Annotated in this window: 8 protein-coding genes and 1 pseudogene; 5 read left to right on the forward strand and 4 right to left on the reverse strand. The window is 36.6% G+C overall.

The window, feature by feature from the left end; all coding sequences use genetic code 11:
- Positions 1-163: 163 nt before the first annotated feature.
- Positions 164-1080 (reverse strand): annotated as a pseudogene (locus tag BN55_RS06550) (dihydroorotate dehydrogenase).
- Complete coding sequence (locus tag BN55_RS06555) at positions 1073-2314, reverse strand: MFS transporter (protein WP_008471208.1); 1242 nt, start codon at positions 2312-2314, stop codon at positions 1073-1075. The pseudogene BN55_RS06550 and the gene BN55_RS06555 overlap by 8 nt, the downstream one beginning before the upstream one ends.
- Positions 2315-2569: 255 nt before the next feature.
- Between BN55_RS06555 and pyrF the strand changes: the two genes are divergently transcribed.
- Together pyrF and pyrE are read left to right on the forward strand one after the other, a co-directional pair.
- Positions 2570-3277, forward strand: a complete 708-nt coding sequence (gene pyrF / locus BN55_RS06560; RefSeq protein WP_008471210.1) for an orotidine-5'-phosphate decarboxylase — start codon at positions 2570-2572, stop codon at positions 3275-3277.
- Complete coding sequence (gene pyrE, locus BN55_RS06565) at positions 3277-3903, forward strand: orotate phosphoribosyltransferase (RefSeq protein ID WP_008471211.1); 627 nt, start codon at positions 3277-3279, stop codon at positions 3901-3903. The genes pyrF and pyrE overlap by 1 nt, the downstream gene beginning before the upstream one ends.
- A gap of 73 nt (positions 3904-3976) precedes the next feature.
- Here pyrE and BN55_RS06570 read toward each other — a convergent pair whose 3' ends face one another.
- On the reverse strand, positions 3977-5332 hold the full coding sequence (locus tag BN55_RS06570; RefSeq protein ID WP_008471212.1) for a C45 family autoproteolytic acyltransferase/hydrolase: 1356 nt from the start codon (positions 5330-5332) through the stop codon (positions 3977-3979).
- A gap of 196 nt (positions 5333-5528) precedes the next feature.
- Entirely contained in the window at positions 5529-7031 is a 1503-nt protein-coding gene (locus tag BN55_RS06575) for a peptide MFS transporter (RefSeq protein ID WP_008471213.1), read from the reverse strand.
- Positions 7032-7275: 244 nt separating this feature from the next.
- Between BN55_RS06575 and BN55_RS06580 the strand changes: the two genes are divergently transcribed.
- The 3 genes from BN55_RS06580 (at position 7276) to BN55_RS06590 (ending at position 11841) form a co-directional block, all read left to right on the forward strand.
- Positions 7276-9027, forward strand: coding sequence for an ABC transporter ATP-binding protein (locus BN55_RS06580; protein ID WP_008471214.1), 1752 nt, complete (start codon positions 7276-7278; stop codon positions 9025-9027).
- A 148-nt stretch (positions 9028-9175) separates the two neighbouring features.
- A complete protein-coding gene (locus BN55_RS06585; RefSeq protein ID WP_008471215.1) occupies positions 9176-10462 on the forward strand; it encodes a phosphatidylserine decarboxylase family protein in 1287 nt (428 codons plus the stop codon).
- Positions 10463-10614: 152 nt separating this feature from the next.
- Positions 10615-11841, forward strand: a complete 1227-nt coding sequence (locus BN55_RS06590; protein WP_008471217.1) for a multidrug efflux MFS transporter — start codon at positions 10615-10617, stop codon at positions 11839-11841.
- Positions 11842-11902: the final 61 nt, after the last annotated feature.

Consider the following 11902-nt stretch of genomic DNA (forward strand, 5'->3'; position numbering starts at 1 on the left):
CGATTGTAATAAGACATCAAATTCAAGCCAAGAAAAGTTTTAGGACTAATAAAATTAATGCAGAAACATTTCAAAAGTTGACTAAGCGTAATCTTATCTTGTTAACTTTGATAGTTATTTTCTTACTTTTATTTTTATACACGCCCTTCAAACTGATTTTTATTTAAAGCTCTAATTTTCCTACTAAGTCACTGATATGTTCAACCTTCATTTGCGCTAATTGCGAAGTCAATTCTTTAGCTAGTTTAGGGCAAATATTTTCATCTTTAAAATGAGCAGAACCGACTGCAACACAAGACGCACCTGCTAAAAAGAATTTAATAATATCAGACGCAGTTTCAATACCACCCATTCCAATAATTGGCAGGTTAACTGCTTGATGAACTTGATAAATCATTCGTAAAGCAAGCGGCTGAATTGCTTTACCAGAAAGTCCTCCTAAGCCATTGCCTAGTATAGGCTTACGTGTTTTAACATCGATTTGTAATCCTAATAAAGTATTTATCATGCTCAAACCATCGCCGCCGCCCTCTTTTACTGCTTTCGCAATAGCTACAATATCAGTAACATTGGGCGTTAATTTCACATAAATTGGATGGCTAACTTTATTTTTAATTTCTTTAGTTAGTTCTTTTACAACTTTAGGATCAGTGCCGAAATGCATCCCGCCTTTAGCAACATTGGGACAAGAAACGTTAATTTCTAAAGCATTAATTGGCGCTTGATCTAATTTTTGGGCACATAGACATAATCTTCCATGCTTGCTCCGCCAACACTAGCAATAATAGGTAAATCAGGATATTTCTGTCTTAATGGCAAAATTTTATCTTTTATTACTACGTTAACTCCAGGATTTGTTAATCCAACTGAATTCATAACACCATCATCGAGCAGAGCAATTTGTGGCTCAGGATTGCCAGATTTTGGCTTTCTTGTGGTCGTCTTTAAAACTAAAGCCCCTAAATTATTTAAATCCATCTTCTGCGCTGTTTTAGTATCGCCAAAGCCAAAGGTTCCGCTAGCTGGCATAATTGGATTGTTTAAATTCAAGCCTGGTAATTTTACACTAATATCAGTCATTTTGTACCTTCTTTGGTGTTAGATTCCTTAAACCTGGCAAGCTAATCATGACCAAAAAGCTCAAGATATATAATGCTGACAAAAAGCCCATTACAACGCCCAAGTTATACTTGTCCATCAAAATTCCAATCACGACTGATGAAAATCCTCCAATTGCACGTCCGACATTAACGATAATGTTATTGGCAGTGGATCGAATTTCAGTTGGATATAAGCGACTAATTACTGCGCCGTATCCACCAAACATCCCATTTGAGAAAAATCCTACGACTGCTCCGATTAACAATAATGTTGTCATATTGTTCGCCAATGACAAAGTGTAAACCATAACTGCAGAGCCGATTAGAAAGATACTAAATGCTCTTGTTGGACCAAAGTAATCAAAGATCGAGCCAAAAGTTATCATGCCAATGCTCATGCCGACAATAGTTGCAATCATCCACAAACTTGAACTTGAAACATTTAAGTTTAATTGCTTTTGCACAATAGTTGGTAGCCAATTCATTAAGCCAAAGTAGCCGGCAATTTGAACAGTCATCATTACCATTAAGCCTAAAGTTTGAAAGACTAATTTAGGCGTTGAAAACATCTTTTTAACAACATCCGATAAAAGCGAATTCTTTTCTTGCTTTTTAGCTTCTAAAAACATCTCGCTTTCATGTACGTGTTTTCTAATAAAAACAGTTAAGATTACTGGAATAATTCCTACTAAAAACAGCATATGCCACCCTGCTGTTGGAATAATCCAAGCAGCAACTAATGCGGCTAAAATTGCTCCAATTTGTCCTCCAATTGCGGCAATTGAAGTCATCTTACCAATCCTGTCGCTCTTAAAATTTTCAGCAATCAACGCAATTCCTACGCCATATTCACCACCGGCACCAATTCCTGCAAGAAATCGTAGTGCGTAAATGAGATAAATATTATTTGCAAAGGCCATCAAAGCCGTTGCTATGGCGAAAATAATAATTGTGTGGCTGAAGGTTTTAACGCGACCAATCTTATCGCCCAAGATGCCAAAGGCAATACCTCCTACTAGCATCCCTAAGTTAGTAATCGATGAAATTAATCCTGCTGCTCCACCTGATAAGTGCAAGTCAGCAATCATTGAACTCATCGCAAACGATAAAAAAAGCACATCCATATTCTCTAATGCAAATCCCGAAGAAGTTGATGCAATAACCCACTTCTGGTTTTTAGTTAGACTATGGTTGTGCCTAGTAATTGTGTCCATATTAAATTCCTCCAAAACGAATGCTCTCTGTCATTCAATTATTTTTTCAATACCACATTCTACACGCAATTTATTTTTTTACAAGCATAAATTTAGGTTTGCTTTTTTATTTTTTTGATGATATGCTTTTGTCAAACAAACTTTAAACGGTACAGAGAGACCGCAAGTTATATTGACTTAAATATTTTACTTTCTACAAGTCTACACTTGGAGCTTTCTCTGCACCAATGTAGACTTTTTCTTTTAGGAGGCAAAATGACTAAACCTGTAATTGTTGCATTGGATGTAGATAACCAAACTCAACTTAAAGAAATCTTGGCTAGCCTTGCAGAGCCCAGTCAAACTACTATCAAAATCGGCATGGAGCTTTTCTTTAATTCTGGAGCTAATATTGTTAAAGAACTAGCCAATCAAGGCTATCACATCTTTTTGGACTTGAAATTGCATGATATTCCTAATACTGTCTATAATGCTACTAAGCAACTAGCCCAACTAGGAATTTCTTATACAACCGTTCATGCTCTGGGGGGCAGTAAAATGATTAAAGCTGCTAAAGAAGGTTTAATTGCTGGAACTGCCTTTAATAAAAACGTCCCTAAATTGCTGGCAGTAACCGAACTTACTTCTATTTCAGATGACGTTTTAAGCAATGAGCAAAATTGTAAATTTTCAATGCAAAAACAAGTGCTCTCGCTAGCTAAAATGGCAAAAAGTGCTGGCAGCGACGGTATAGTTTGCTCACCTTTAGAAGTAAAAATACTAAGACAACAACTCGGCGATGACTTTTTGTATGTCACTCCGGGAATTCGTCCAAATCATTCAACTAGCGACGACCAAGCACGTACTGCTACTCCTAGACAAGCAAAAGAATTTGGTGCTAGCGCAATCGTAGTCGGCCGTCCTGTAACTTTAGCCAGCGATCCAAAAAGTGCCTATGAAGCAATTAAAAAGGAGTTCAACTAATGTATCAAAAAGAGATTATCGATAATTTAATTAAAGAAAAAATAGTTACAATTTCACCAGATAAACCTTTTACTTACGCTAGTGGCATGCTTTCGCCAATTTATACAGATTTTCGATTAACAATTTCCTATCCCAAATTACGAACTATGATTGCCAAAGATTTAGCTAGTTTAATTAAAAAGACTTATCCCGATGCCACTGTCATTGGCGGTGTAGTTACTGCGGGCTTACCTCATGCTGCTTGGGTTGCTCAAGAGCTCGATTTACCCATGATTTATGTTCGTCCTAAACCTAAAGATCATGGTAAAGGTCGTCAAATCGAAGGTCGATTTAGCCAACACGATAAAATTGTTCTAATTGATGACTTAGTAACTACTGGAGGTTCAGTCCTCCAAGCAGTAAAAGCTTGTCAAAAAGATGGTGGAAACGTCATCGGAGTCAGCTCTATTTTCACCTACTATTTACCTGACGCTAAGAAAAATTTTGTCCAAGCTAAGATGGCGTTTGCTCCCCTCCTTTCTTATCCTGAATTATTAACTCAAGAAAAAGAAAGTGGACATCTTAGTCAAAACCAGTATGAATTGCTCAAAACATGGCACCAGGATCCTTGGAATTGGCAGGTTTAAATTAAGACACAAAAAATACACTAGAATCGCACTTTTTGATGCAAATTCTAGTGTATTATTTTTTTATTTCATTTTAGTCAAATAAAGTCCAAGGCTCGCTCGGTCTATCATACAAATATCCTCTTTGCCAGTTCCATTGTGGATGCTGGTTCATAAAGCTTTCAGCATCAAAGCTTTCGCCATCTGCTCTACCAAAAATCCCCCACATATTAAGATTCTTAATGTCAGTGCTATCAGCGCATTTACCATCGCAAGAGCCGCCTGGGAAGAATGGAACATTCCAAACACCATGAGGATCGTCAGCATAGTATTGTGGATCGACATCATAGTGAGCACAAATATTACGTGATGATGCACATTCATAGCCTAAATATGGATCATATTTATCAGCTAAAATCTTTTTGGCCACAGCATCATCAATTGTTCCTGAAAGTTGTGGCAACAATACTTCAAAGCGAGCTCTGCGCGCACCAGTTTGCTGACGGATATCATTATAGCCATTGTCAACACATTCCAAATTACGAATCTTTGGATTATGACAAGCATTACAGCCATAGTAAAAGCCATCTTTAGTACGCAATAATTCTTGATTCTTCAAACCTTGTTCATAACGAGCAATCTCACCAGTATTAATGTCGCATAATAACCAAATATTAGCGTAGCCACCATTATTGCCATCATTAACAATTTTAATCCATTCATCAATATTATCAGCATATTGAGTAGCGCGCCGAGCACGTACAAATTCTGGAATTCCGCTAACATCATAACCAACAAAGCCGGCAATAGTCGTTTCAGTAATCCCTAATCCAGCAGCAGTTACATAAAAGTCCGTCATAGAATCTATATAGCCAGGAACTGTTTGCATCTTAAATGCATGACCATTAGTTGGGTGAACTTCTTCACAAATATTGAAGTATTGACCACTCCAAAAATCATCAAAACTTTCATGAGCAATTACTGGTTTTCCATCTTTAGTAGCGGATCCAGTTGCAACAAAGCCTGAGCAGTGTGATCCTTTTGGTCCTTGAGGTGGGTTATTTGAATAATTAGCAGCAACTTGTGGCCACCAATAACCAGTTAACTCCATCCAGTCATTCCAACCAATTACATCATCTAAACTTGTTTCAAATCCTCCAGCAGTAAAGCCATCAGCCATACCTTGCATTTCATCAAGATATTCTTTTGGAATTTTATCTTTGTGCAATTTAACAGCTTGATCAACATAAAATGAATAATCCATACCATAATTTTCAAGCGTCATTCGTTTATAAACCCTAATAGCATCTTTAAATTCATCTGTCAGTAAATAACCATGTTGAAAGCCGATTTCATAAGGATCGCCTTGGACAGTTAAATAGTGCCAGCCATTTTCATCTTTACGACTAGCTTTGGCAACGATTTGCTTTTGCGTTTCATCTAAAGCCATAATTTAAAAACCTCCTTAAGTAACAAGTTAATTATTCAGTTGCAAAAAATGGTGATAAAGGCTGTTATTTCAACGGCTTAACTGAATATCAACTATCTCTTCGTTTTCAATATAAAGGCTAATTGCACAAAATTCAAACAAAGCGACTTATCTAAAAAAATCAAAAAAGACGATTGAATTCAATCGTCTAATTAATTTAGGCTTCTAAATCCTCTGGAGCCATAAGCTTTTGAATTTTCTTTACAAAGAAGAACATGATAATACCAAATGCAACACTCACTAAACCAACTGCCATGAAGTATGCAACTTCTGTTTTTGTTGTATAAAACTTAACAATTTGTGAGTTAATTGCTTGTCCTGTTGCATCAGCTAAGAACCACAAACTCATCATTTGCGATCTGAAAGCTTTAGGTGCAAGACGTGAAGTTACCGACAAACCAATTGGTGAAATCAGCATTTCGGCAATCTCAACAATAAACCATGATCCTACAAGCCAGAATGGACTGACGCGTCCAGAAGTACCATATAGCATCCCTGGAATTGCCATCCAAACATAAGAAAGACCAGCAAAAATCAACCCAGCCGCGAATTTTCCACCAGGACCTGGTTGTTTTTTCCAGTTATCCCAAAGCCATACGAAAAATGGCGTAAATAACATAATAAAGATTGGGTTTAAAGTTTGGAAGTTGGCTGCTTCAAAGTGCCAAGCTCCAATGTGCAAAACAGTTCTTTGAGCTGCAAATAAAGCTAAAACAACAGAACCTGATTCTTCAATACCCCAAAAGATTGCTGCTGCAATAAATAATGGAATATATGCGGTAACACGAGACTTTTCAATTTTAGTTACTTTAGAACTCGTAAGCATTACTACAAAGTAATAAACTGGCAAGGCAATAGCTACAATAGTAATTAATAAAATAATATTATCAATATTCAATTTACCTAAAGCTGCCATTACTCCTAAAACTGCAATAAAAGCAACAATAGCAATAATAGTCTTTTTAATAACTCTATTTAATTCAGTCCTATCAATTGGATCAGTTGGAACTAAACTTTCGGAAGATAAGTACTTTTTACCGCCTAAATAATATTGAATTAAACCAATGAACATTCCGATAGCTGCTAGTGAAAAGCCAGCATGAAAGTTGGTTTGGTTACCAAATAAATGAAAACCAAAGCCATCGCTTGCCCATGGAACAAGAATTGGTGCAATTGCAGAGCCTAAGTTAATTCCAAAGAAATAAATCGAAAAACCTGCATCTCGACGACGGTCATCTAAAGAATAAAGTCCCCCAACCATGTCTGAAACGTTGGGTTTCAATAAACCTGTACCTATAACAATGAAAGCAATCGATGAATATAGTCCAACAAAGCCCCAAGGAATTGATAAAACGATGTGACCAATCATGATCAACACGCCACCAATAAAGACAGTTCTTCTTGGACCCCATACACGGTCAGAAAGCCATCCACCAATTGCATTAGATAGGTAAACTAATGATCCATAAATGGACATAATTGATGCCGCTTGCGTTTGAGACATTCCCAAACCACCCGCGCTAACTGCATAGTACATGTAAAAGATTAAGATGGCACGCATGCCGTAGTAACTAAATCTTTCCCACATTTCAGTAAAGAATAATGTTGATAGACCTCTCGGTTGTCCAAAGAAGGTCTTTTCCGCACTATTGTTTTTCATTAAATTAATACTCCTTTACTTACTTGCTAAATTTGTGCAAGACATAAAGGCCTATTTTATACCTAGCATACTAAGTAGTCAAGCTTAACATATATAAGCATAGTATATAAAGAAAGAAATAAAATATTTTTCTCGCCCTTTGTCGAGCAATAACCGATCTACATTAATTTGTCTAACCACAATAGATATGATTTAATAAAACAAGTTAAACCGCACTTTCATAGATCTATTTGGAGGCGATGGGATGCCATCTCGCATTAAAAATAATAGCAATCAAAAAGACAAATTTAACTTTCATAGTTTCTGTTTTTTAATCAATAGCGTACACCCACATTACTGGCGTCTTGTATTGGGGATTTTACTAGGTTTGGTAGCAACTGCTGCTAACTTAATTGTTCCCCAACTTGCACGCGATTTTATTAACAATTTTAAGCACATTACCCCTACTTTAATTACCTTATTAATAGTTCTTTTTGTTAGTGGAACCGTTTTGAGTGCTCTAGCAGGCGTTATCTTGGGTATTTTTGGTGAAGACGTTGTGGCTAAGTTAAGAAATAAACTTTGGAAAAAATATCTTCACCTACCAGTAGCTTATTTTGACGATACTAAAACTGGAGAAATCAGTTCGCGTTTAGTTAATGACACTTCTCAAGTCAAAAATTTATTAGCAAATACTTTACCTAATTCAATTACTTCAATTTTGCAGTTCTTCGGCTCTTTGGTCATCATGATTACTATGGACTGGCAAATGACTTTAATCATCTTTTTGGCTGTGCCATTAATTACATTAGCATTAAGGCCTGTATTAAAACGTTCAATTAAAATCGGACTAGCTCGCCAAGACGCTTTAGCTAACTTTTCAAGCAATGCTACGGACGTTTTAAGCGAAATTCGATTAGTTAAGTCATCTAACAGCGAAAAACATGAAGCTGCTAATGGAAATAAAGAAATTAGCATTCTTTATAAGATTGGAATGAAAGAAGCTATACTTAATTCCGTCATGATTCCGCTAATGAATATGACCATGATGGTCCTATTTTTAGGCTTGTTAGGTTACGGCGCAATTCGCGTGATGAACCACAGTTTAACGATGGGGGCACTAATTTCTTTCTTGATGTATTTATTCCAATTGCTTGCACCAGTCTTTACGATCAGTCAGTTCTTTAACGAACTTTCTAAAACCAGCGGTTCAACCAAGCGTATTGAGCAGATCCTACAAATTGACAACGAAAAAAGCAGCGCTACGGAAAAGCCAGATATTAAAGGCCTAACTCTAAAAGCCGAAGATTTAAGTTTCTCTTATGAAGCTGAAAAACCAATCTTGCATAATATCAACTTAGAAGTTAAGCCAAATACAATCGTCGCCTTTGCCGGCCCTTCTGGTGGTGGAAAATCTACGATTTTTTCTCTAATTGAAAGATTCTATAAACCAACAGGTGGTAAGATCGTGATCGGAAATACTAATATTGACAACATCGATCTAACTTATTGGCGTCATAAGATTGGTTTAGTGGGACAAGATTCGCCAATGATGCCGGGAACTATTAGACAGAATTTAACTTATGGCTTAACGCGCAAAGTCAGCGAAAAAGAATTATGGCATGTACTAAAAATGGCTTATGCGGACGGCTTTGTTTCTGAAATGCAGGATCGATTAGAAACTGAAATTGGCGAACGCGGAATTAAACTTTCTGGCGGTCAGCGCCAAAGAATTGCGATTGCCCGGGCATTTTTAAGAAACCCTGAAATTTTAATGCTGGACGAAGCAACTGCTAGTCTGGATTCTGAATCTGAAGCAATGGTTCAAAAAGCTTTAAGCAAATTAATGAAAAACCGCATGACCTTAGTCATTGCCCACCGCTTAAGTACAATTGTGGACGCTGATTGTATTTACTTTGTCGATCATGGAACTGTCTCAGGACATGGAACGCATCAAGAGTTAATTAAATCGACGCCGCTTTATGCCGAATACGTCCACACCCAATTTAAAGATTAATTATGAGGACTTCTATATTATTAGAAGTCTTTTTTTACTAGAAAAAATTAGTCTTTTTAATTGCTTATTATGTTAATTAAGTCTACCGTAAATTATAGGGAGAAGTTTTTTCTTTTTACGATAAGTTAATGCAATTGGAGGGATAAAAATGACGCAAAATATTCAATATAATGTTGGTAAATGGCTACCTAGCGACCAAGAGTTTTATAATAAATGGCTAAAAAAGGTCTATCAAGAAGCTCAAAGCGAAGAAAATAAACGTCTATTGCCACCTGTGCAAGCGTTAAAAGACTTGATTGAATCTGATCATTATATTTGGAATTTAGTCCAGATGATGTTTGATGAAATTCCGGTCCAAGATGTTGATACTCCCGCCGGCACTCCGCAAGTACGCGATTATCACCAAATGCTCTTAATGCTCAACCGCATTATTCAACGCGCTCCCGAATTTAATACAACTGGGTTAGTTGGTACGCCGATCAATGCTATTTTTGACTATCCAATGGCAACTAAAGCTGGCTATGTCTTTTTTATGAATCCTCAAGTAAACATGAAATTGCGTAATATCCTAGATTATTGGGGTAAATATCTTAAAACTGAAGATTCTACTTATGTTCTCAATACTTCCGAAAATGGCTGGCTAAGTCCCAATGCTTTAAAAGAATTAGATAAAGCTGCCTATGGCGACAGCTTCACACATATGTTTCACTGTCGCTCAAATGATGTAAATCAAAAACTAGGCTTTAGATCTTGGGATGACTTTTTCACTAGAACTTTTAATCCAGAAATTCGCCCTGTTGAAAATCCAGATGATCCTGATTCAATTGTTAATGCTTGCGAGTCAGCGCCTTTTAAAATCGCACATAATTTGCCGATGAAGGCAAAATTCTGGATTAAGGGGCAACCTTATTCTCTAATTGACTTATTGCATAATGATCCTTGGGCAAGCAAATTTGAAGGTGGAACGCTTTATCAAGCCTTCTTAAGCGCATTGAGCTATCACCGCTGGAACAGTCCAGTTTCTGGAACAATTGTGAAAGCATATAACTTACCAGGATCTTATTACTCAGAAAGTTTATATCAAGGCTTTGAAAATGAGCGTGGTGCTGATCCAGTTGCTGCTAACGATTCGCAAGCATTTTTGACTGCAACTGCAACGAGAGCTGTCATTTTTATTAAAGCTGATAATCCTAAGATTGGCTTAATGTGCTTTGTCGCTGTTGGTATGTCCGAAGTTTCTAGCGACGAAATCACAGTCAGCGTTGGCGATCATGTTAATAAAGGCGATCAATTAGGGATGTTTCACTTTGGCGGTTCAACACATGTTTTAATTTTTAGACCTGAAACTAAAGTACAATTTAACTTGCATGGTCAAGAGCCTGGAATTGCTGGTCAAAATATTAAAGTCCGCAGTGAAATTGCTAGAGTTGAATAATTTTAACAGTCAAAAAATAAGAAATTTAAAAAGTACATTTCAATCACGAAGTGCGCTTTTTTGCTAACTTGTAATTAAATTTAGTTTCACTATAATAAACAACTAAGATCTTTTATTTGAACAAATATGTCTATATCAAGGAAGAGGGAGCTATGAAAAAAGAAAAACCAATTTGGAAAAGAAATTTATATATCTTATCAGTAGCAGTTTTTATTGCCGGAATTGCTTTTTCAGAAATCATGCCCTTCTTACCTTTATACATTGATACTTTAGGACATTTCACCCATAAGCAATTAAACTTTTGGTCAGGATTTATCTTTTCTGGCGTCTATTTTGTTTCGGCAGTAATTTCTCCTTGGTGGGGAAAATTAGCCGATAAAAAAGGCCGTAAATTAATGATTTTACGTGCTTCTTTAGGAATGGCGCTTGTGTTAGGAGCAATGGGCTTAGTTACTAATGTCTGGCAGCTATTTTTCCTAAGAATGCTGCAAGGATTTTTTGCAGGTTTCGTTTCTAACTCTAATGCATTAATCGCTACTGAAACACCAAAAGAAAAATCCGGTCAAGCACTGGGTACAATGGCTTCTGCTTTTACTGCTGGTAACTTATTAGGACCATTTTTAGGCGGAGCGCTAGCATCAGCTTTCAACTACCGCATTACCTTCTTTATAACTGGCTTTTTATTAATGATTTCATTCCTGCTCTCTTTATTCTTTGTTCATGAAGAAGGCTTTAAACCAATCACTGAGAAAAAATTGGATAAAGCTAGTGGCGTAATTAAGACTTTACGCTCTCCCGCTTTAATTTTCGGACTTTTGTTAACCACCTTAATTATTCAAGCCGCTAATAACTCAATTAATCCAATCGTTTCTTTATATGTAAAACAGCTGATGAACGGACATGGTAATGTCGTCTTTGTATCAGGAATAATTGCAGCACTACCCGGTATTGCAACATTTTTAGCCGCTTCACGTTTTGGCGCTTTAGGCGATCGAATCGGAACGCACAAAATCATCATTGGTGGTTTTATCGGCGCAACTATTTTATTTTTCCTAACAGCTTTTGTTCACAATACTTTGCAATTAGGAATTTTAAGATTCTTAGTTGGCTTTACTGATGCTTGCTTATTCCCACAAGTACAAACGCTGTTGACAAAAAATTCTCCAGTTTCTGTAACCGGTCGTATCTTTTCTTGGAATCAAAGTGCCATGTATACCGGAAATATCATGGGACCGCTGCTTGGCTCGTTTATCGCCGGAATTTCTAGCTATAGCATGGTATTTATTATTACCGCAGGAATTGTTATTTTGAACTTAATTTTATTCAACTTGAATGTTGTTAGAAACTTAGGCTGTTTGTCAAATCCTGTTGATGAATAGTTTTGAAAAAGAATCAAGCAACTAAAGAATAGTTGTTTGGTTCTTTTTGTTTGATGATATT

Source organism: Lactobacillus hominis DSM 23910 = CRBIP 24.179, from assembly GCF_000296835.1.
Taxonomy (GTDB): Bacteria; Bacillota; Bacilli; order Lactobacillales; family Lactobacillaceae; genus Lactobacillus; species Lactobacillus hominis.